The sequence below is a fragment of the Microbacterium sp. genome (assembly GCF_035554235.1).
Classification (GTDB): Bacteria; Actinomycetota; Actinomycetes; order Actinomycetales; family Microbacteriaceae; genus Microbacterium.
This window is the reverse complement of record NZ_DATMIO010000255.1, coordinates 1-22,033: the sequence shown is the minus strand read 5'-3', so window position 1 is coordinate 22,033 and position 22,033 is coordinate 1. Positions and strand designations below refer to the sequence as shown.

Genomic DNA, 22,033 nt, shown 5'->3' with positions numbered 1-22,033 from the left:
CTGAACGCATGATGAACGCGGCGGCACGTTTCGAAGCCGGATCGTCGTCAGAGCGAGGGCAGGGCGCGCGCGATCGCGAAGAACTCGGCGACTCCGAGCTCTTCGCCGCGCGCGGTGGGAGCGACCCCGGCGGTCTGCAAGACGGCGGATGCCTCGGCGGCGCTGCCGCCCAGCACCGCCGAGAGCGCCTGTCTCAGCATCTTGCGGCGCTGCTGGAACGCGGCATCCACGATCTGGAACGTGCGCGTGCGCTCGTCTTCCGAACCGAACGGCGCGGCGGCCCGCTCGAAAGCCACGAGCACGCTGTCGACGTTGGGCACCGGCCAGAACACCTGCCGCGACACGTTGCCGGCGAGCCGCCACGGTCCGTACCAGGCGGCCTTGACACTGGGAGCGCCGTAGGTCTTCGATCCCGGCGGGGCGGCGAGCCGCTCGCCGACCTCCGCCTGCACCATGACGACACCTCGCTGCAGGCTCGGGAACGTCTCGAGGAAATGCAGGAGCACGGGCACCGACACGTTGTACGGCAGGTTCGCGACGAGCACCGTCGGGTCGCCCGGCAGTTCGGTGACGCGGAGCGCGTCGGCATCCACGACGCGCAGCGCGTCGGATGACGCGCCGTGGGCGGCGGCGGTGTGCGTGAGCCGCTCGGCGAGGCGGTGGTCGATCTCCACCGCGGTGACGGAGGCGCCGGCCTCGAGAATGGCGAGGGTCAGCGACCCGAGCCCCGGGCCGACCTCGACGACGCTCTCTCCCGCCCGCACGCCCGCGACCTGAACGATGCGGCGCACGGTGTTCGCGTCGACGACGAAGTTCTGCCCGAGCTTCTTGGTGGGAATCACATCGAGATCCGCCGCCAGACGCCGGATCTCGGAGGCGCCGAGCAGTGTCACCGCCATGCGTCCTCGATCCCGTTCATCCGCGGCTGCGCGCGAGGCTGTTCCCCCGGTGCCGGCTGCGTGCGGGAGGACCCGGTTCATCGTATCGGCAACCGCTCCGCCGTCCCGGCACGGGCACCGGCGGGGAACGACGGCGGTGCGGCCGGACCGCGCGGCCGCTTGACACGTCCCGGGCACGTCGGGAGGATGTGCCGCACGCGCACGCACGTGCGCACCGCGATCGAGGAGGACCGCATGACATCGTCACCGGCACCGTCGTCAGAGGTGACCGTTCCCATCGCGAGGGTCGTCCTGGTCGCCGCCACCGCCGCCCTGGGCGGCTTCCTGTTCGGCTACGACACCGCCGTCATCAACGGAGCGGTCGCCGCGGTCGGCGAGCAGTTCAACGCGGGGCCCGTCCTGCTCGGCTTCGCCGTGGCGTCGGCCCTGCTCGGGTGCGCCGTCGGCGCCTGGTTCGCCGGCCGGATCGCCGACCGGTACGGACGCATCCGCGTCATGCTGATCGCCTCCGCGCTGTTCATCGTGAGTTCGATCGGATGCGGGCTGGCCTTCAGCATCTGGGATCTGTCCTTCTGGCGCATTGTCGGCGGCCTCGGGATCGGAGCCGCGTCCGTGATCGCCCCCGCCTACATCGCCGAGGTGTCGCCTCCTGCCTACCGCGGACGGCTGGGCTCCCTTCAGCAGCTGGCGATCGTGACCGGCATCTTCGTCGCGCTCCTGACCGACGCCGGCATCGTCGCGGCGGCCGGCACGGCGACGGCGCCGTGGCTGCTGGGCCTGGAGGCCTGGCGGTGGATGTTCCTCTCCGCCCTCGTGCCGGCGGTGATCTACGGGGGCCTCGCCCTCACGATCCCCGAGTCCCCTCGCTTCCTCATCGCGAAGGGCGATATGTCGCGCGCACGCGACGTGCTGACGCGCTACGTCGGCGGGAACGTCGAGAAGACCACGACGGACATTCTCAAGACCGTGCAGGGCAAGCCGGACCGCGTCCGGCTATCGATCCTCAAGGGACCGAAGTTCGGCGTCCTCCCCATCGTCTGGGTCGGCATCGGGCTCTCCGTTCTGCAGCAGTTCACGGGGATCAATGTGATCTTCTACTACTCCACCGTGCTGTGGCAGGCGGTGGGATTCACCGAATCGGACTCGCTCACGATCACGGTCATCACATCGGTGACGAACATCGTCACGACCGTCGTCGCGATTCTGCTCATCGACAGGGTCGGGCGCCGGCCGCTTCTGCTCGTGGGCGCGATCGGCCAGTTCCTCTGCCTGGGAGCGCTCTGCGTGATCTTCGCGACGGCTCCCGTCGTGGGCGGCGAGCCGGTCCTGGACGGAGCCGTGGGCACGACCGCGCTCATCGCCGCGAACCTCTACGTCGTCTTCTTCGGGGCGTCCTGGGGTCCCGTGGTCTGGGTGCTCCTCGGCGAGATGTTCAGCAACCGCATCCGCGCCGTCGCGCTCTCCGTCGCTGCGGCCGCGCAATGGGTGGCCAACTTCATCATCTCGACGACCTTCCCCTCGCTCGCCGCGGTCGGGCTCGGTCTCGCCTACGGCGTCTACACGTTCTTCGCGCTCGTCGCCATCCTCTTCGTCATCAGGTTCGTACGGGAGACGAAGGGTCGCACCCTCGAGTCGATGTCGGAATAACCGCCGCTCAGGCGTCGAAAGCGCCGTAGACCGCGAGCGTGTTCGCCGCGAGCTGGGCGCAGAACTCATCGAGCGGAACGTCGACCTGTGCGGCCATGAAGCGCACGGTGTGGGGAATGAGGTACGGCGCGTTCGGCCGCCCGCGGGTCGGCTCCGGCGTCAGGAACGGGGCATCCGTCTCGACCAGGATGCGCTCGCGCGGCGTGGCCTTCAGCGCGTCACGCAGGTTCTGAGCGTTCTTGAACGTCACATTGCCCGCGAAGGAGAGGTAATAGCCCGCCTCCGCGCACACGCGCGCCATCTCCGCGTCGCCGCTGAAGCAGTGGAACACCGTGCGGGCGGGTGCCCCGACGCGCGCGAGCGTCTCGAGCACGGCGTCATGGGCGTCGCGGTCGTGGATCTGCATGGCGAGCTCGTGCTTCTTCGCCAGCGCGATGTGCGCCTCGAAGCTCTCGAACTGCGCCGGAAGGCCTTCCGCGCCCGTGCGGAAGAAGTCGAGGCCCGTCTCGCCGATCGCGCGCACGCGCGGGCGCGCGGCGAGCTCGTCGATCACCGCGATCGCGTTCGCCAGCTCGCCGGCCGCCGCGTACGCGGGCGCCTCGTTCGGGTGGATCGCGACGGCGGCGAGAACGCGGGGGTGGGATGCCGCGGCATCCGCCGACCAGCGCGACGACTCGATGTCTCCTCCCGCCTGCACGACGCCGTGCACGCCGACCGCCAGCGCACGATCGAGCTGCTCCGCCAGACTCAACCCCCCGGTCCCTGAGCCCGCGCCGTCCTGAGCCTGTCGAAGGGTCGAAGGGCCGTCGGCGATCTCGAGGTGCGCGTGGTTGTCGTACAGCGGCACCGGGAGGGGTTCGGGCGCGGCGGGGTAGCGCACGTCGCGTCCCTCTTTCGAGCGCTCGCGGACGTACTGGCTGGGATCGCCGGTCACCGGATCAGACCGTGGCTTCCACACGGGGAAAGAGCGGGGCGAGCCCGTTGACGCTCGTGCCCGGGCGGAGGATCCCCCACGTCCCCGCGTCGCGGATCGGCTGCTCGTGGAGGCGACCCAGCGTCTCGGCCGCGCCGAGGGCGATCCACAGCTTCTCGGTCGAGACCGGCATGAAGGGCGAGAGCAGCACGGTGAGCGCGCGGAGGCCCTCGGCGCACGTGTAGAGCACGGTGCCGAGGCGGCCGCGCTGGGTGTCCCCCCCTTCGGAGCCGCCCCCTTCGACAGGCTCAGGACGGCGCCCTTCGACAGGCTCAGGACGGCGCTTGGCGAGCGCCCACGGCTCGTTCTCCGTGATGTAGCCGTTGAGGGCGTCCACGATCGTCCAGATGCGCTCGATCGCATCCTGGATCGCGAAACGCCCGATGGCGGCGTCGGCGCCGGATGCGGCATCCGCGACGATCTTCTGTATCTCGAGGTCGCGCGCCGTGTACTCCCCCGCCGGCGGCACGAGCCCCGAGAAGTACCGCTCGATCATCGCGACCGTGCGCGAGGCGAGGTTGCCGAAGCCGTTCGCGAGCTCCGCCTGGTAGCGGGCCGACAGGTCTTCCCACGAGAACGAGCCGTCCTGGCCGAACGCGATCGCCGAGAGGAAGTAGAAGCGGTAGGCGTCGGAGCCGAAGACGTCGGTGATCTCGGCCGGGGCGATGCCGGTGAGCTTCGACTTCGACATCTTCTCGCCGCCGACGAGCAGCCAGCCGTGGGCGAACACGGTGCGGGGCACGTCGAGGCCCGCGGCCATCAGCATGGCGGGCCAGATGACGGCATGGAAGCGCAGGATGTCTTTGCCCACGACGTGGACCGCCGGCCAGCGCCGCTCGAACTGCTCGGGGTCGGAGCCGTAGCCCACCGCCGTCGCGTAGTTGAGCAGGGCGTCGATCCACACGTAGATGACGTGGGACTCGTCCCACGGCACGGTGATGCCCCAGTCGAACGTCGACCGCGAGATCGACAGGTCTTTGAGCCCCTGCGAGACGAACGAGACGACCTCGTTCTTCGCGGACTCGGGGCGCACGAAGTCGGGCACGTCCCGGTACAGCGCGAGCAGCCGGTCCTGGAACTCGCTCAGCTTGAAGAAGTAGTTCTTCTCCTGCAGCAGCTCGAGGGGCTTCGAGTGGATCGCGCACACCTTGAGGCCTTCGAAGGCGCCCGTGCCGTCGACGATCTCGTTCTCGGGCTTGAACTCCTCGCAGCCCACGCAGTAGAGCGCCTCGTACTCGCCGGCGTAGATGTAGCCGCGGTCGTAGATCGCCTGCACGAAGGCGCGCACGCGCTCCTCGTGGCGCGGCTGCGTCGTGCGGATGAAGTCGTCGTTCGCGATGTCGAGGGTCTCGAGCAGCGGATGCCACGACTCGGCGACCAGGCGGTCCACCCACTCCTGGGGCGTCGCGCCGTTCGCCGCGGCGGCGCGGATCATCTTCTGGCCGTGCTCGTCGGTGCCCGTCAGCATCCAGGTGTCATCGCCTGCCTGGCGGTGCCAGCGCGCGAGCGCGTCCACCGCCACGGTCGTGTAGCCGTGGCCGATGTGGGGGACGTCGCTCGGATAGTAGATCGGCGTCGTGATGTAGAAGGATTCGCCGTTGGGCATGCGCTCGATTCTACGGCGGGCGGATGCCGCCTCCGGCACGTGTGTCGGCGCCGCGCGGTCGTTGAGCGAGCCGACGGCGAGACGAAGCGCGCTCAGGGGCCGGTGGCGGGCGCGCGCGCGGTGAGGGCGGCCTGGTAGAGCTCGCGGCTCGGGTGGCCGGTCTGGCGAGCGACCTCCGTGGCGGCATCCTTCAGGCGCGTCCCCTCGCGCACGAGATCGAGCACGTGGGTCACCGCGTCGGGGAAGACGACCTGGGCGGCGACCGCGCCCTCCACGACGATGCAGATCTCGCCCCTCACGCCCGCTTCGGCCCACGCGACGAGCTCGGCGGCGGTCCCCCGGCGCACCTCTTCATAGAACTTGGTGAGCTCCCGGCACACCGCGACGCGGCGCTCAGCGCCCAGCGCGCCGGCCATGTCGGCGAGGGATGCCGCGAGACGGGCCGGCGATTCGAAGAACACCATCGTGCGCGGCTCGCGCGCCAGTGCGGCGAGCGCCGCCCGGCGCTCGCCCGGCTTGCGGGGCAGGAACCCCTCGAACGTGAAGCGGTCGGTCGGCAGGCCCGACACGGCCAGGGCGGTCACGACCGCGCTCGGCCCGGGGATCGCGGTCACGGGAACGCCGCGCTCCGCCGCCGCGGCCACGACGCCGAACCCGGGGTCGCTGACCGTGGGCATGCCGGCGTCGCTCAGCACGACGACATCCGTCGTCTCGGCCAGCTCGGCGATCTCCGCCGCCTTCTGCTTCTCGTTGTGGTCGTGCAGGGCGATGAGGCGCGGCCTGTTCACAACGCCGAGGCCCGCGAGCAGCCGCTGGGTCGTGCGCGTGTCCTCGGCGGCGATGATCTCGGCCGCCTCGAGCGCCGCGACGAGGCGGGGCGAAGCGTCGCCCAGGTTGCCGATGGGGGTCGCCGCGAGGATGATCACGGGCCCCAGCATAGGCTTGACCCCGTGACATCGACCTCCGAGCAGCAGGTGCCGGACCCCCTGCTCCCGGAGCGCGGTACGGTCTGGGAACGCTGGCGTGACGCGCTGCTCGCCGATCCCCGTCGCCACCGGCTGGTCGCGTGGCTCGTGCCGGCGCTCATCACGGCGTTCGCGGGGGTTCTGCGACTCGCGAACCTCGCGCATCCGCACGAGCTCGTCTTCGACGAGACGTACTACATCAAGGATGCCTGGACCCTCCTGAACCTCGGGTACGAGGCATCCTGGCCCGATCAGGCCAACGAGAGCTTCCTCGCCGGCGACGTCGACGTCTTCCGCACCGATGGCAGCTTCGTCGTGCACCCGCCGCTCGGCAAGTGGCTGATCGCGCTCGGCATGGTGGCGTTCGGGCCCGGATCGGGTTTCGGATGGCGCGTCACGACCGCGCTCGTCGGCACCGCGGCCGTGCTGGTGCTGTACTTCGTCGCGAAGCGCCTCGGCGGCTCGACCTTGTTCGCGGCCATCGCGGCGTTCCTGATGGCGATCGACGGTCTGGCGATCGTGATGAGCCGCGTCGCGCTGCTCGACAATGCGCTCATGCTCCTCGTGCTCGTCGCCTTCTGGTTCGTGCTCCTCGACCGCGAGCGAATGCTCACCCGCATCGCCGCCACGGTCGGCGCGCGCAGCGCACGCCATGAGGTGCGCTGGGGCCCCGTGCTGTGGAATCGCCCCTGGATCCTCGCGGCGGGCGTCGCGCTCGGCGCGGCGACGGCCGTCAAGTGGTCGGGGCTCTACGCGCTCGCGGGGCTGGGTGTCTACCTCGTGGTGACCGACGCGGTGGCCCGCCGCCGCGCCGGGATCGCGTACTGGCCGACCGACGCCATCCTGCGCCAGGGCCCGGTCACCTTCCTGCTGCTCGTCCCCCTCGCGGCCGTCGTGTACCTCGCGTCGTGGACCGGGTGGCTCGTGACATCGGGCGGCTATGCGCGAGACGGTGACCCCAATCCGTTCGTGGCGCTCTGGAAGTACCACGAGGCGATCTACGCCTTCCACGTCGGGCTCACGACGGGACACGGCTACGCGAGCCCGGCGTGGCAGTGGCCGTTCCTGGTGCGCCCGACGTCGATGTACTGGCACAGCGTGCCCTTCGGCGAGGACGGATGCGGCGCGCCGAGCAGCTGCGTGCAGGCGATCTCGAGCGTTCCCAATCCGCTGATCTGGTTCGCCGGCGTCGCGGCGGTGCTCTACCTCGTCTACCGGTTCGTCCGCTCGAGGGACTGGCGGTACGCCGCGGTGCTGACCGGGGTCGCCATCACCTACGTGCCGTGGCTGCTCTACCCCCAGCGCACGATCTTCCAGTTCTATACGATCGCGATCCTCCCGTTCATGCTCCTCGCGCTCATGTTCGCCCTGCGGGACGTGGCCGGCGCGCCCGGCGCGCCCAGGTACCGGCGCGCATCCGGACAGGGCGTCGTGGTCGTCTTCCTCGCGGTCGTGACGCTGGTCTCGGCGTTCTACTACCCGGTCTGGACCGGGATGGAGGTGCCGTACGACTTCTGGCGCCTCCACAACTGGACGCCGACCTGGATCTAGGCCGCGCCCTTCAGCCGTCGAGCTCCGCCGGGTCGGTCGTCGGGAGGCGGCACGCGAACGACCGGCAGTCGTACGCCGTCGGCGCTCCGTGCCGCGACGCCTTCTCCTCGAACAGCGCGAAGCCCTCGCGCGCGAATTCGGCAGCGGCGGCGTCGGTCACGATCGCGGTGACATCGGTGCGCGCACGGCGAGCGGGCTCCAGCACGCTCGGCACATCGAGCGGATGCCGGGAGTCGGGCGTCACGACGACCAGCTGTCGCGGCGCCGTCGCGAGGGCACAGGCGACCCGCAGCAGCGATCCATGCGCGATCGGCTGGGCGAGGGATGCCGCGGCGCCCTGGCGCACGAGCGCGTCGGCCACCGCCCGGTACCGTTCGCCGGCACCGAGGAGCCAGAGTCCGAGCGCGGCTCCGGCCAGCGCCGACCGGCCCGAAGGGTGGTCGCCGTCGCTCTCGTCAGCCGGAGCACGGAGGCCCTGCGCTGCGAGCACCGGGTCGCGCGACACTTCGTCTGCTCCGTGCGCGGGGGCGTCGCGGCCTGCGGTGCTTTCGGAGCCCTGCGCGGCGCCCGGGGCGACGGCATCCACGATCGCCCTCGCGCGCACCGCGTACGCGGGCTCCCCCGCCGCGACCGCCAGCGCGAGCAGCCCGTCGGCGAGCAGGGCGTAGTCCTCGAGGGTCGCGGGAGCGCGTGATGCGATCTCGTCGAGTGAGGCGCGGATGAGCCGGCCGTCCGGCGCGACGTTGTTCTCGAGCACGGCGTCGGTGGCCCGCCGCGCGGCGTCGATCAGCGCGTCGTCCCCGAGGCGCGTGCCCGCGCGCGCGAGCGCGCCGATCGCCATACCGTTCCAGCCGGTGATGACCTTGCCGTCGACGGCCGGCGGCTGCAGCGGCTCGCGGCCCGCGGCATCCCGTGCGTAGTAGCCGCCCTCGCTGCGCGCGCCGTCGATCCACGACTCGGAATCCTGTGCGGCCCCGAATCCTCCGGAGGGCTGCTGCAGGGAGTCGATGAGGAAGCGGGCGATGGCGGCGGCCTCGGCATCCTTTCCCGCGTCGAGAGCGACGTCGATGAGGCCGGCGTTGTCGGTGAGCATGCGCTCGTAGTGCGGCACGGTCCAGTCGCGGCGGGTCGCGTACCGGAAGAACCCGCCGTCGACGGGGTCGCGAAGCGGTGACGCGATCATCGCCGAGAGCGCGCGCCCCGCGACGGCGGATGCCTCGGGTGCGGCATCGGCGAGTGCCGGGGCCTGGAGGAAGCGCAAGGCGGGCACGGTCGGGAACTTGGGTGTCTCGACCGGAGCCCCGGGGGTGGCGAAGCCGCCGAACTCGGCATCCTCGACCTCGGCGAGCCTGCGGGCGGCGGTCGCGAGCTGATCGAGTGCCGGGGCGACTTCGGTGCCGCCGGTGGGCTCCCCGAGGGTGGCGAGCGCGCCGGCGAGCTGGGCGGACGTGCCCTCGACGTCGGCGCGCCGCTCGGTCCAGGCCGCGACGACCGCGTCGAGCACCTGCGTGAAGGACGGCAGCGGCGGCCGCTGTTGCGGTGGCCAATAAGTGCCCGCGAAGAAGGGGTGGCCGGCCGGTGTCGTGAAGACCGTGAGGGGCCAGCCGAGGTTGCGTGTGAACGCGCCGGCGGCGGCCATGTAGGCCGCGTCGACCTCGGGATGCTCCTCCCGGTCGACCTTCACCGCCACGAATCCGCGGTTGATGGCATCGGCCGTGGCGGCGTCGGAGAACGACTCGCGAGCCATGACATGGCACCAGTGACACGTCGAGTAGCCGATCGAGACGAGCACCGGCACGTCGCGGCGCGTGGCCTCGGCGAACGCCTCGGGGCCCCACGGGAACCACGCCACCGGATTGTCCGCGTGGGCGCGCAGATACGGACTCGCGGATGCGGCCAGACGTGACGCCATCCGTCCAGGCTACGCGCCCCTGCGCAGGGCGTCTCGGCGCCGGTGCGTCGCCACGGTGAACCCGTCGGGATGCTTGCCGCGCAGCCCGCGCCGCGTGCCGCGCGATGGCTCGGTGTGGATGTAGGGCAGCATGCCCGCCGTGGCCGGATCGCCGGGAAGCCGCCATCCGAGCCGGTTCTTCCAGAGCCGCCGCAGGCGCTTGACGTCACGGGAGAGGCTGCGGATGCCCGACTCGGACAGCACGTAGAGCCGCTGATTCTCGTCATGACGCACGTCGACCCAGCCGTTCTCGCGGAGGACGCGCAGGTGGTGGGACACGGCTGCGGACGTGACCGTGAACTCCTGCCGAATCGCATCGATGATGACGGTGGACGGATGCTCGCCCACCGCGACGATCTCCACGATGCGGCGGCGAATGGGTTCCGCCATGACTTCGAACGGATGCATGCGCCGACGCTACCCCGAAGGGTGGGCGGGTTTCGGGACCCGCCCGAGGTTGGGGGTTCTCCGTGGTCGGCGGGTGCCTGTGGAGGATGCGCCGGTCCAGGAGGACCTGCGTGCCGCCCGCTCTCCCGAACCCCCGCTCTGCCGAACCTGAGAGCCGCCGCTCCGCTGTCGACGATTTCGCTTCTCAAGTCTGCGCGAACACACACGCAGACTTGAGAACCACGCAACGCAGACTTGAGAACGACGCAACGCAGACTTGAGAACTGCGCATCAACGCCGTGCTCGAGTCTGCGTGTGCACAGACGCAGACTTGAGTACGTGAAACGGGAACACGGAAATCCCGACTCTCAGGTTCGGCGGCGGGGCCACCGGGAACGCGACCCCGCAGCCCTCAGTTCACTTCGTCGGGGTGGGCGCTCACGCGGCCCGAGCCGTCGCCCGGGTCGAGGTCGTCGATCGCCGCGACCTCGCGCGAAGAGAGCTCGAAGTCGAAGACATCCAGATTCTCGCGCAGCCGCTCGACGCGCACCGACTTCGGGAACACGATGTTGCCCTTCTGCAGGTGCCAGCGCAGCACCACCTGAGCGGGCGACTTGCCGTGAGCCGACGCGGCCTCGTCGATCGCCGGGATGCCCGCCAGATCGTACTTGCCCTGACCCAGCGGCCCCCACGCCTCGATGAGCACGCCGTGCTCGTGCGCCCACGCGACGACCTCGCGCTGCTGGTACCGCGGGTGCAGCTCGATCTGGTCGACGGCGGGGGTGACGCCGGTCTCGGCGACGATCCGCTCGAGGTGCGGAACGAGGAAGTTCGACACGCCGATCGTGCGGGCCAGGCCCGCGTCGCGCAGGCCGATGAGCGCCTCCCACGCGTGCACGTAGTTGTCCTTCGCGGGAGTCGGCCAGTGCACGAGGTAGAGATCGACGCGATCGAGCCCGAGCTTTTCGAGGCTCTCGCCGATCGCGGCGCGGGGCTCGTCGCCCTCGTGCCGGTCGTTCCACAGCTTGGTGGTGATGAAAAGCTCGTCGCGCGGGATGCCGCTCGCGCCGATCGCGGCGCCGACACCCTCCTCGTTGCCGTAGATCGCGGCGGTGTCGATGTGGCGGTAGCCGACGCTCAGCGCTTCGGTCACCGCCCGCTCGGTGGCGGCCGGCGGCACCTTGAATACGCCGTATCCAAGCTGAGGGATGTCGAAGCCGGAGTTCATCGGAAGTGCGGGGATGCTCATCCCACCACCCTACGACGGCGCCGTGCGGCACTCGCGGTCTTACGATGGAGGGCTATGCCTTCGCCCGCGCCCCTCATCACGTACCCTCCGGAGCTGCCCGTCAGCGCCCGGCGGGACGACATCGCGCGCGCCATCCGCGAGCACCAGGTCGTGATCGTGGCCGGGGCGACCGGGTCGGGCAAGACGACCCAGCTGCCGAAGATCTGCCTCGAACTCGGCCGCGAGCGCATCGCGCACACGCAGCCGCGGCGACTCGCGGCGCGCACGATCGCCGAGCGCATCTCCGACGAGCTCGACGTGCCGCTCGGCGGCGTCGTCGGCTACAAGGTGCGCTTCACCGACAAGGTCACCGAAGACACCCGCGTCACGCTCATGACCGACGGCATCCTGCTCAACGAGATCCACCGCGACCGTCTTCTGCGCCGCTACGACACGATCATCATCGACGAGGCGCACGAGCGCTCGCTCAACGTCGACTTCCTGCTCGGGTACCTCCGCCGCATCCTGCCCGAACGCCCCGACCTGAAGGTCGTGATCACCTCCGCAACGATCGACCCCGAGGCCTTCGCACGGCACTTCGCAGCCTCCGATGGCGCCCCCGCGCCGATCATCGAGGTGTCGGGGCGCACATATCCCGTCGAGATCCGCTACCGCGGGCCCGCCGATTCGGCGGACCCGGCCACCGAGCGGGCGAAGCGGGACGAAGCGCCCGACGACGTCGACGCGATCGTCGCCGCACTCCGCGAACTCGACCGAGAGGCCCGCGGCGACGTGCTCGTCTTCCTTCCGGGCGAGGCCGAGATCCGCGACGCGGCGGATGCCGTGCGCGGCGCCTACGCGAAAGACACCGCCCCGACCGAGGTGCTGCCGCTGTTCGGCCGCCTGAGCGCCGCAGAGCAGCATCGGGTCTTCGAACCCTCGAAGCTCGCGGGCGTGCGCCGCCGCGTCATCCTCGCCACCAACGTCGCCGAGACGAGCCTCACCGTCCCCGGCATCCGCTACGTCATCGACACGGGCACGGCCCGCATCTCGCGCTACAGCAGCCGCTCGAAGGTGCAGCAGCTCCCCATCGAGGCGATTTCGCAGGCCTCGGCGCAGCAGCGATCGGGTCGCGCGGGGCGCACGAGCGACGGCATCGCCATCCGGCTGTACTCCGAGGAGGACTTCGAGCGCCGTCCCGAGTTCACCGAGCCCGAGATCCTGCGCACGAGCCTGGCCTCCGTCATCCTGCAGATGCTCGCCCTCGGCTTCGGCGACATCACCGAATTCCCGTTCCTCACACCGCCCGACTCGCGGGGAGTGAAGGCCGCCTTCGACCTGCTCACCGAACTCGGGGCGATCGCGCCCGGACGCGGCACACCGCGCCTGACGAACATCGGCCGCGACCTGGCACGCCTGCCCATGGACCCCCGGTTCGCCCGCATGATCCTCGAGTCCGCGACGAATGGCACGCTTTCCGAGGTGCTGCCGATCGTGGCGGGGATGTCGATCCAGGACGTGCGGGAGCGGCCCGAGGAGCGCCGCGAGGAGGCCGATCGCCTGCACGCGCGCTTCGCCGACCCGACGAGCGACTTCCTCACCCTGCTGAATCTCTGGAACCACCTGCAGGAGAAGCAGTCCGAGCTGGGCTCGAGCGCCTTCCGGCGCCTGTGCCGCGCCGAACACCTCAACTACGTGCGTGTGCGCGAATGGTTCGACGTGCATCGCCAGGTGCGCTCCCTCGCGCCGAAGGGTGCGGGTCATCGTCGCCCTGCGGCCGGCTCCGAGTCCGGCGCGGCCGACCCCGACGCCGTCCACAAGGCGATCCTTGCGGGCCTCCTCTCGCACATCGGCCTGCTCGACGAGCGTGCCGCCGCGAGCGCCGCGAGCGGCCGGTCGAGCGCGCGCGGCGCGCGGGACCGCGCCGAATACCTCGGCGCGCGCGGCATCCGGTTCGCGATCTTCCCCGGCTCCGTGCTCAAGAAGAAGAAGCCGGCCGCCGTGATGGCGGGCGAGCTCGTCGAGACCTCCCGCCTCTATGCGCGCACCGTCGCCGCGATCGATCCCGCGTGGGCCGAGTCGCTCGCGGGCGAGCTCGCGAAGACGCAGGTCAGCGAGCCGCACTGGTCGAAGGATGCCGGCGCCGCCGTCGCCTTCGAGAAGGTCACGCTCTTCGGCGTGGAGCTCGTGCCGCGGCGCCGCATCCAGTTCGCGCGCATCGACCGCGCCGGCGCACGCGAGCTGTTCATCCGCCACGCGCTCGTCGAGGGCGAGTGGGACCCGTCGCGGATCGACCAGCGCCTCACGGCGTTTCTGCGGGCCAACCACGAGCTGCGCCGCCGGCTCGAGAAGCTCGAGGAGCGGGAGCGCCGCCGCGACATCCTCGTGGGCGACGAAGCCGTCTTCGACTTCTACAACGCGCGCATCCCGGCAGACGTGTTCGACGTGCGCTCGTTCGAACGCTGGTGGCGGGATGCCGAGCCCGAGACCCCGAAGCACCTCACGATGCGCGAGGCCGACCTCGTCGCCGACGACGCGCGGGCGGATGCCCGGGAGTTCCCCACCCGGTGGCGCCAGGCCGACCAGACGCTGCAGCTTGCGTACCGCTTCGAGCCGGGCGCCCCCGATGACGGCGTCACCGTGGTGGTGCCGCTCCCCCTCTTGGCGGGCCTGCGCCCCGACGGCTTCGACTGGCAGGTGCCGGGCCTGCGGGACGAGCTCGTCACCGGGCTCCTCCGTGCCCTGCCCAAGGCGATCCGGCGGCACGTCGTGCCCGCGGCCGACTGGGCGGCGCGCTTCTCCGAAGAGCTCGCCGGACACGGTCCCGAGCACCACGACGGCCTCCCCCGGCAGAGCCTCGCCGAGGCGCTCGCGCGCCTCGTCCAGCGCACCGCGAATCAGCCGGTGAGCGCGTCGGACTTCGAACTCGATCGGGTTCCCGGTCACCTGCTTCCCTCGTTCCGCGCCGTCGACGGCCGAGGGCGCGCGGTCGGCAACGACCGCGACCTCGCCGCCCTCCAGAGGTCCCTCTCTTCGCGGGCGCGGGACTCCGTCGCCTCCTCCATCGAGCGCGCCGTCACGCAGGAGCGTTCGGGCCCGCCGTCGGGGCCGGATCGCGTCGCCGGCGCGCGCTCGTCGCTGGAGCGCGCGGGCATCACGACCTGGGATTTCGGCGAGCTCCCCGAACTCGTCGATACGAAGGTCGCCGGCGGCGTCGTGCGCGGATATCCGGCGCTCATGGACGAAGGGCCGAGCGTCGCCCTGAGGGTCGAGTCCACGCCCGAGGCCGCCGCACGCGCGTCGCGGGCGGGCATCCGCCGCCTCGTGCTGCTCGCGGTCGCCTCGCCGACGGCCTACGTGCAGGAGCACCTGACCTCCGCCGAGAAGCTCGCGCTCGCGACATCCCCTTACCCGTCCGCTCGCGCGCTCATCGAGGACTGCCGCGTCGCGGTCGCCGATGCGATCATCGCCCGCACCGCGCCGACCGGGATCGTGCGCACTCCGGACGAATTCGCCCGCGTGCGCGACGCGGTCTCGGCCGGCGTGGTCGATGAGACCTTCGCCGCCGTGTCGCTCGTCGCCCGCATCCTGACGAAGGCGCGGGATGTCGAGCGCTCGCTCAAGGAGGGCACCTCCATGTCGCTGCTCGGCGCCCTGAACGATGTGCGCGGGCAGCTGTCGGGGCTCGTGCATCCGGGATTCGTGTCGCAGACGGGTCTCGCCCGGCTCGCGCACTTCCCCCGCTATCTCGACGGCGCGCTCGCGCGCCTGAACGCACTGCCCGAGAACCCCGGCCGCGATCGGGCGTGGATGACGGAGTTCGAGCGCGCGAGCGCCGCCTACGTCGAGGCGGGCGGTGCGATCCCCCTCCCGCCCGACGCCTCCGCTGTACTCGAGCGCACCAGGTGGCTTCTCGAGGAGTACCGCGTGAGCCTGTTCGCCCAGCGCCTCGGCACGGCCGAGCCCGTCTCGCTGCCCCGGGTGACGAAGGCCCTGCGGGGGGAATAGACCGACCGGCCGCGTTCGTTGGCCCCGGTATGGCTTACGCGATCACCTATACAGAGTTCGGCGGACCCGAGGTCCTGACGTACACGGAGGTGCCCGACCCCTCACCGGGGGCCGGCGAGGTCACGGTCCGGGTCGAGGCCGCGGGGGTCAATCCGGTCGACGGAAAGCTCCGCAAGGGCCTCCGTGCCACCGGCGACATCACCGAGCCGCGCCGCGTCGGCGCCGACGGTGCGGGCGTCGTGACCGCCGTCGGCGAGGACGTCGACGGCTTCCGACCCGGCGATGCGGTCGCCTTCTTCGGCGCGACCGGAGCGTACGCGACGGATGTCGTCGTGTCGGCCGCCCGCGTCTTCCCGAGGCCCGCGAACGTCTCGGCCGCCGAGGGCGCCGCCGTCGGCGTTCCCGCCGGCACGGCCTACCAGGCACTCCGCTCGCTGGGAGTGCGCACGGGTGACACCGTGCTCGTGCACGCCGGTTCGGGCGCCGTGGGACAGGCCGCGATCCAGTTCGCCGTGCTGTGGGGCGCGACGGTCATCGCGACGACGAGCGACCGCCGCGCCGAGCGCGTCCGCGCGCTGGGGGCCACGCCGGTGCGGTACGGCCAGGGGCTCGTCGAGCGTGTCCGCGAGTCCGCCCCGGGCGGAGTGACCGCAATCCTCGACGCTGCGGGCACCGACGAGGCGATCGAGGCATCGCTCGCACTCCTCGCCGATCGCACCCGCATCGCGACCATCGTGCGCGGGCGGGATGCGGCGGGATGGGGCATCCGCGCCTTCGGGGGCGGAGTCGTGACGCCCCTGAGTGCGCAGCAGCTCGCCTGGCGTTCCGAGGCCGTGCCGGTGACGCTCGCCCTGATCGCCGCCGGGGCGTTCTCGGTCGAACTCGGGCCGAGCTTCGCCCTCGCCGACGCCGCCGCCGCGCACGGCGCCCTCGAAGCGGGAGCCGACGGCAAGGTCACGCTCGTCGCGTAGGCCCGGGTCCGGCCGAAACAGTTCGACACACGGGAATGAAGAGTGGGGCCGCTCCCGCGAGAATGGCCGGATGCCCGAGAACTCCGTCACGCGCGCGTTCGCAACCGCGCAGGTCCAGGCGGGATACACGCCCGGAACCACGCAGAACACCGCCGTTCCTCCGATCTATCAGTCGAACGCGTTCGAATTCGCCTCCCTCTCGGATGCGCGGGACCTGTTCGCCCTGCGTCGCGACGGCAACATCTACAGCCGCGCCGCGAACCCGACCGTGCTCGTCTTCGAGGAGCGCATCGCCGCGCTCGAGGACGGCATCGCGGCCTCGGGTGTCGCGTCGGGCCAGGCTGCGGTCGCGCTCGCGCTGCTCGCCCTCGCCAAGCAGGGCGAGCACATCGTCGCCGCGAAGCAGCTGTACGGAGGCACGATCGATCTGCTGCAGGACACGTTCGCGGATTGGGGCATCGAGGTCGCCTTCGTCGACCAGGACGACCTGAGCGCGTGGCGCGCGGCGATCCGCCCCCAGACGCGGGCGCTCTTCGCCGAGTCCATCACGAACCCGCTCGCGCAGGTGCTCGACGCGCGCCCGATCGCCGACCTCGCCCACGAGGCCGGCGTGCCCCTCGTCATCGACAACACGGTCGCGACCCCCTACCTGCAGCGGCCGAAGGAGTTCGGCGCCGACATCGTCGTGCACTCCGCGACCAAGTTCCTCGGCGGACACGGCACGTCGCTCGGCGGCGCCGTCGTCGACCTCGGCACGTTCGACTTCACGCGCGACCCGGAGCGCTGGCCGCAGCTGAACGCGGAGTATCCGCGCGTGCCTGGTGGCAGCCTCGTCGATCGGTTCGGTCAGGGCGGCTCGCCCTACATCGCGCTCGTCAAGACGAAGTACGTGCACGACCTGGGCCCGTCGCTCTCGGCCTTCAACGCGTTCCAGATCCTGCAGGGCATCGAGACCCTCGACCTGCGCATGGAGCGCCACACCGCGTCGGCGCTGACCGTCGCGCACTTCCTCGCGGGGCACCCGGCCGTCGCGCGCGTGCATCACCCGGGACTGCCATCAAGCCCCTGGCACGATGCCGCTGCGGCCTACCTGCCCCGTGGCGCATCATCCGTCTTCTCGTTCGACCTGCACGCGACGTCAGACCCGGTCGGCGACTTCACCCGGGTCGAGTCGTTCATCGAGAGCCTCGACGTCGTGCGCCTCGTGGCCAACATCGGCGACGCCCGGAGCCTCGTGGCGCACCCCGCGTCGATGACGCACAGCCACATGACCGAGGCGCAGCTCGCCGAGGCGGGCATCACCTCGACCACCGTGCGGCTCTCGATCGGGCTCGAAGATCCGGCCGACATCGTGGCCGATCTGAGCGCGGCGCTCGCCACGATCGCCTGAGCTCGACGCGCGCCACGATCGCCTGAGCTCGACGCGCGCCCGCCGCGCACGAGGGAGGGCCGAAGGGAATCCCCTTCGGCCCTCCCTCCTTCTGCGTCGCGGGTCAGCGGCCGCCCGAGCGGCGCTTGTTGTAGACGTCGAAGGCGACGGCCAGCAGCAGCACGAGGCCCTTGACGGCTTGCTGCCACTCGATGCCGATGCCCATGATCGACATGCCGTTGTTCAGCACACCGATGATCAGACCACCGATGATGGCGCCGCCGATGGTGCCGACGCCGCCCTGCACCGCGGCCCCACCGATGAAGGCGGCCGAGATGGCCTCGAGCTCGAATCCGGTTCCGGCCTTCGGACCCGCGAGGTTCAGGCGAGCCGTGAACATGAGACCCGCGAGGGCCGCCAGGAAGCCCATGTTGACGAACAGCCAGAAGTCGACGCGGCGCGTCTTGACGCCCGAGAGCTCGGCCGCGTGACGGTTGCCGCCGATCGCGTAGATGTGCCGTCCGAACACCGTGCGGTTCATCACGATGCCGTACACGAGCACGAGGACGGCGAGGATGATCAGGGTGACGGGGATGCCCTTGTAGCTGGCCAGCGCGTACGTGAAGAACCCGATCGCGACGGCGACGAGCGCGAGCTTGATGACGAACCATGTGAGGGGTTCGACCTCCTGGCCGTACTTGGCGCGCCCGTTGCGCGTGCGCAGCTGCTGCACGATCAGCAGCACGATCGCGGCAGCCCCGATGGCCAGCGTGAACAGGTCGGGATCGGTCTCACCGAACCAGCCGGAGATGAACCCGTTTCCGATGCCCCGGTACTCCGTGGGGAACGACCCGATATTGGCATTGCCCAGCACCACGAGGGCGAGCCCCCGGAAGATCAGCATGCCCGCCAGCGTCACGATGAAGGCCGGGATGCCGACATAGGCGATCCAGAATCCCTGCCAGGCTCCCACCAGCGCGCCGATGCCGAGCGAGAGGATCACGGCGAGCCACCAGGGCAAGCCCCAGTTCACGGCGAAGACGCCGGAGCAGGCTCCGATGAATGCCGCTACCGACCCGACCGACAGGTCGATGTGACCCGCGATGATGACCATCACCATGCCGATGGCCAGCACCAGGATGTAGCCGTTCTGCACGACCAGGTTGGAGATGTTCTGCGGGCGCAGAAGGATGCCGTTCGTCAGCACCGTGAACAGCAGCACCACCACGATCAGGGCGATGAAGATGCCGTTCTTGCCGAGGTCGCTCAGCACGTGGCTGAGCCAGCTCGTGAACTTGTTCTCGGTGGGGTTGATGTTCGATCCGACGGCTGTGGACTCGGTGGTGTTCGTCATGTCGCTCCTTGTGCCGCCGCTAGCGGGGCTTCTCCATTGTCATCAGCTTGAGGACCGCCTCCGGCGTCGCGTCCTCGACGGGCAGCTCTCCCGTTATGCGTCCCTCCGAGATCGCGTAGACGCGATCCGAGATGCCGAGCAGCTCCGGCAGCTCCGACGAGATCACGATGATCCCCTTGCCTGCAGCCGCGAGCCGATTGATGATCGCGTAGATCTCGTACTTGGCGCCGACGTCGATGCCGCGGGTCGGCTCATCGAGGATGAGCACCTCCGGATCCGAGTAGATCCACTTCGACAGCACGACCTTCTGCTGGTTTCCTCCCGAGAGCTTGCCCGTCTTGACCAGCACGCTCGGCGCCTTGATGTTGAGGTCCTTGCGGTACTCGTTCGCGACCTTGAACTCCTCGTTGTCGTTGACGAGACCGCCGGATTCGAGCTTCTTCAGCGAGGCCATCGAGATGTTGCGCTTGATGTCCTCGATGAGGTTCAGCCCGTAGGTCTTGCGGTCCTCGGTTGCGTAGGCGAGGCCGTTGTCGATGGCTTCCGAGACCGTGCGCGTCTTGATCTCCTTGCCGCGAAGATAGACCTTGCCCGAGATCTTCGAGCCGTAGCTTCGCCCGAACAGGCTCATCGCGAACTCGGTGCGCCCTGCGCCCATGAGCCCGGCGATGCCGACGATCTCCCCCGCCCTGACGTTGATCGACACGTTGTCCACCATGACCCGCGTGGAATCCTGCGGGTGATACGCGGTCCAGTCCTCGACGCGCAGCAGCTCCTCCCCGATGTCGGGGGTGTGGTCGGGGTAGCGGTGCTCGAGATCGCGACCCACCATGTCGCGGATGATCCGGTCTTCGGTGACCTCCGCCTTCGCGATCGTCTCGATGGTCTTGCCGTCGCGGATGACCGTGACGGAGTCTGCGACCTTCTTGATCTCGTTGAGCTTGTGGCTGATGATGATCGACGTGATGCCCTGCCCCTTGAGGTGCAGGATCAGATCGAGCAGGTGATCGGAGTCCTCATCGTTGAGCGCCGCCGTCGGCTCATCGAGGATCAGCAGCTTCACTCGCTTCGACAGCGCCTTCGCGATCTCGACGAGCTGCTGCTTGCCCACGCCGATGTTCTGGATCTTGGTCGTGGGGTTCTCCCGCAGACCGACGCGGGCGAGGAGCTTGCCGGCCTCGAAGTTCGTCTTGTTCCAGTCGATCAGGCCACCGCGGCCCTTCAACTCGTTGTTGAGGAAGATGTTCTCGGCGATCGACAGGTGCGGGCTGAGCGCCAGCTCCTGATGGATGATCACGATGCCCTTCGCCTCGCTGTCGGTGAGGTTGCGGAACTCGACGATCTCGTTCTCGAAGAGGATGTCCCCTTCGTAGGTGCCGTGGGGGTACACCCCGGAGAGCACCTTCATGAGCGTGGACTTTCCGGCGCCGTTCTCACCGCAGATCGCATGGACCTCGCCCCGGTCCACTCCCAAGCTCACGTTCGAGAGTGCCTTGACGCCGGGGAACGTCTTGGTGATGCCGCGCATCTCGAGGATGTGCTCGGTCATAGTGCCTCCTGCTTCAGTGCGGGGACGAGGACGAGCGGCGGATCCGCCGCGTATCGCGGTCGTGGGTGGAGCGTACTCCCTGCACGACCGCGACACGCGGCGTCACCGCTGCCTAGCCCTCATCGATGACGGACGGTGTTCAGCCGTCGATCTCTTCCTGCGTCCAGTAGCCGGTGTCGACCAGCTGCTCGGTGATGTTGTCCTTGACGACGATCACCGGGTCGAGCAGGAACGACGGGACGACCTTCACGCCGTTGTCGTAGTCCTTCGTGTTGTTGACCTCGGGCTCCTCGCCGTTCAGCAGTGCGACCGCCATGTCCACGGCAACCTGGGCGAGCTGACGCGTGTCCTTGAAGATGGTGGCGTACTGCTCGCCGGTGTTGATCGCCTTCACCGAGTCGATCTCGGCGTCCTGACCCGAGATGACCGGCCAGCCTTCGCCGACGCTGTAGCCGGCGTCGGTGAGCGCGGAGATGATGCCGCGCGAGATGCCGTCGTAGGGCGAGAGCACCGCGTTGACCGTGGTGCCGTCCGAGTAGTTGGCGGTCAGGATGTCCTCCAAGCGGCTCTGTGCGGTCTCACCGTCCCAGCGGAGCGTGGCGACCTGCTCGATCTCGGTCTGACCCGACTTGACCACGAGCGTTCCGTCATCGATCAGCGGCTGAAGCACGTCCATGGCGCCGTTGAAGAAGAAGAACGCGTTGTTGTCGTCGAGCGAACCGGCGAAGAGCTCGATGTTGAACGGACCCGCGGGAGCACCCTCGATGGGCGTTCCGTCGAGCTCGGTCAGTCCGAGGCCGTTGAGCACCGACCACGCCTGCTGCTGACCGACGAGGAAGTTGTCGAACGACGCGTAGTAGTCGACGTTCTCCGAGTCCCGGATCAGGCGGTCGTAGGCGATGACGGGGATGTCGGCGGCAGCCGCATCCTCGAGCACCTGCGAGAGCGTGGTGCCGTCGATCGCCGCGATGATGAGCGCCTCGGCGCCCTTCGTGATCATGTTCTCGACCTGCGAGACCTGGGTGGGGATGTCGTCCTCTGCATACAGCAGGTCGACGGTGTAGCCCTGCTCCTCGAGCGCCGCCTTGACGGCGTCGCCGTCCTGGATCCAGCGCTCCGAGCTCTTGGTCGGCATGGCGACGCCGATGAGGCCGCCGTCTCCGCCGCCCTCGCCACCGTCGCCTCCGCCGGAGCCGCCGCCGGAGCAGGCGGACAGGAACAGCGCACCCGCGGCAACGACCGCGAGCAGTGTCTTCTTGGCTTTCACTGTGATTCCTTTCGTGTTACGGACATCGTCGTCTTGGTAGCGATGTTCGGTTGTGGCCTGGTCGGCGAGATCCCGTGGGGAGCCGTCAGTAGGCCTGGTTCCCGCGGGGTTCCCGCGGGAAGTGCGTGGACTCGCTCGGGCGGGTCATCGGATGGCGCCCTGCTTGTGGTTCGTGCGGCGGTCGTCGGTGGTTTGTCCGTAGACGTTCTGGTACCGGTCATAGAGCGCGTCTATCGCGTCCTGCGGGATCGGGATCAACGGACCCGCCTCCCGCGCGAAATGCACCGTACGGGCGACATCCTCGACCA

At 69.9% G+C, this 22,033-nt stretch carries 15 protein-coding genes and 1 pseudogene; 5 read left to right on the top strand and 11 right to left on the bottom strand.

Annotation, left to right across the window (positions count from 1 at the left end; translation table 11 throughout):
- Positions 1-47: 47 nt before the first annotated feature.
- Positions 48-899 carry a 16S rRNA (adenine(1518)-N(6)/adenine(1519)-N(6))-dimethyltransferase RsmA gene (gene rsmA, locus VNT50_RS12770; RefSeq protein WP_325485487.1) on the bottom strand — a complete coding sequence of 284 codons (852 nt, stop codon included), beginning with the start codon at positions 897-899 and terminating at the stop codon, positions 48-50.
- 234 nt (positions 900-1,133) lie between these two features.
- Between rsmA and VNT50_RS12765 the strand changes: the two genes are divergently transcribed.
- Positions 1,134-2,546 (top strand): sugar porter family MFS transporter, encoded by a 1,413-nt coding sequence (locus VNT50_RS12765; RefSeq protein ID WP_325485486.1) that lies wholly within the window; start codon positions 1,134-1,136, stop codon positions 2,544-2,546.
- Positions 2,547-2,553: 7 nt separating this feature from the next.
- Here the strand turns inward: VNT50_RS12765 and VNT50_RS12760 are convergent, their stop codons facing one another.
- The 3 genes from VNT50_RS12760 to rsmI all read right to left on the bottom strand — a co-directional run bounded on the left by VNT50_RS12760 (position 2,554) and on the right by rsmI (position 6,051).
- Complete coding sequence (locus tag VNT50_RS12760) at positions 2,554-3,480, bottom strand: TatD family hydrolase (protein WP_325485485.1); 927 nt, start codon at positions 3,478-3,480, stop codon at positions 2,554-2,556.
- A gap of 4 nt (positions 3,481-3,484) precedes the next feature.
- Complete coding sequence (gene metG, locus VNT50_RS12755) at positions 3,485-5,125, bottom strand: methionine--tRNA ligase (RefSeq protein WP_325485484.1); 1,641 nt, start codon at positions 5,123-5,125, stop codon at positions 3,485-3,487.
- A 92-nt stretch (positions 5,126-5,217) separates the two neighbouring features.
- On the bottom strand, positions 5,218-6,051 hold the full coding sequence (rsmI, locus tag VNT50_RS12750) for a 16S rRNA (cytidine(1402)-2'-O)-methyltransferase (protein WP_325485483.1): 834 nt from the start codon (positions 6,049-6,051) through the stop codon (positions 5,218-5,220).
- A gap of 24 nt (positions 6,052-6,075) precedes the next feature.
- Between rsmI and VNT50_RS12745 the strand changes: the two genes are divergently transcribed.
- The gene (locus VNT50_RS12745) at positions 6,076-7,641 is read left to right on the top strand and encodes a dolichyl-phosphate-mannose--protein mannosyltransferase (protein WP_325485482.1); all 1,566 of its coding nucleotides are present in this window, start codon (positions 6,076-6,078) and stop codon (positions 7,639-7,641) included.
- A gap of 10 nt (positions 7,642-7,651) precedes the next feature.
- Here VNT50_RS12745 and VNT50_RS12740 read toward each other — a convergent pair whose 3' ends face one another.
- The 3 genes from VNT50_RS12740 to VNT50_RS12730 all read right to left on the bottom strand — a co-directional run bounded on the left by VNT50_RS12740 (position 7,652) and on the right by VNT50_RS12730 (position 11,228).
- Positions 7,652-9,553 carry a thioredoxin domain-containing protein gene (locus VNT50_RS12740; RefSeq protein ID WP_325485481.1) on the bottom strand — a complete coding sequence of 634 codons (1,902 nt, stop codon included), beginning with the start codon at positions 9,551-9,553 and terminating at the stop codon, positions 7,652-7,654.
- 9 nt (positions 9,554-9,562) lie between these two features.
- Entirely contained in the window at positions 9,563-10,000 is a 438-nt protein-coding gene (locus tag VNT50_RS12735; protein WP_325485480.1) for an ArsR/SmtB family transcription factor, read from the bottom strand.
- A 391-nt stretch (positions 10,001-10,391) separates the two neighbouring features.
- Positions 10,392-11,228 carry an aldo/keto reductase gene (locus tag VNT50_RS12730; protein WP_325485479.1) on the bottom strand — a complete coding sequence of 279 codons (837 nt, stop codon included), beginning with the start codon at positions 11,226-11,228 and terminating at the stop codon, positions 10,392-10,394.
- A 54-nt stretch (positions 11,229-11,282) separates the two neighbouring features.
- On the opposite strand from VNT50_RS12730, the gene hrpA reads away from it, so the two are divergent.
- From hrpA to VNT50_RS12715, 3 genes are all read left to right on the top strand, one after another.
- Positions 11,283-15,215 (top strand): ATP-dependent RNA helicase HrpA, encoded by a 3,933-nt coding sequence (hrpA, locus tag VNT50_RS12725; protein WP_325485478.1) that lies wholly within the window; start codon positions 11,283-11,285, stop codon positions 15,213-15,215.
- A 29-nt stretch (positions 15,216-15,244) separates the two neighbouring features.
- Positions 15,245-16,186, top strand: a complete 942-nt coding sequence (locus tag VNT50_RS12720; protein WP_325485477.1) for a quinone oxidoreductase family protein — start codon at positions 15,245-15,247, stop codon at positions 16,184-16,186.
- 70 nt (positions 16,187-16,256) lie between these two features.
- Entirely contained in the window at positions 16,257-17,576 is a 1,320-nt protein-coding gene (locus VNT50_RS12715; RefSeq protein ID WP_325485476.1) for an O-acetylhomoserine aminocarboxypropyltransferase/cysteine synthase family protein, read from the top strand.
- A 103-nt stretch (positions 17,577-17,679) separates the two neighbouring features.
- Here VNT50_RS12715 and mmsB read toward each other — a convergent pair whose 3' ends face one another.
- The 4 genes and pseudogenes from mmsB to VNT50_RS12695 all read right to left on the bottom strand — a co-directional run.
- Positions 17,680-18,909 (bottom strand): multiple monosaccharide ABC transporter permease, encoded by a 1,230-nt coding sequence (gene mmsB / locus VNT50_RS12710; RefSeq protein WP_325485475.1) that lies wholly within the window; start codon positions 18,907-18,909, stop codon positions 17,680-17,682.
- Between the two features lie 19 nt (positions 18,910-18,928).
- Positions 18,929-20,458 (bottom strand): multiple monosaccharide ABC transporter ATP-binding protein, encoded by a 1,530-nt coding sequence (gene mmsA, locus VNT50_RS12705; protein WP_325485474.1) that lies wholly within the window; start codon positions 20,456-20,458, stop codon positions 18,929-18,931.
- Between the two features lie 139 nt (positions 20,459-20,597).
- On the bottom strand, positions 20,598-21,725 hold the full coding sequence (gene chvE / locus VNT50_RS12700) for a multiple monosaccharide ABC transporter substrate-binding protein (RefSeq protein WP_325485473.1): 1,128 nt from the start codon (positions 21,723-21,725) through the stop codon (positions 20,598-20,600).
- 144 nt (positions 21,726-21,869) lie between these two features.
- Positions 21,870-22,033: pseudogene (locus VNT50_RS12695) on the bottom strand (L-ribulose-5-phosphate 4-epimerase); the annotation flags it as partial.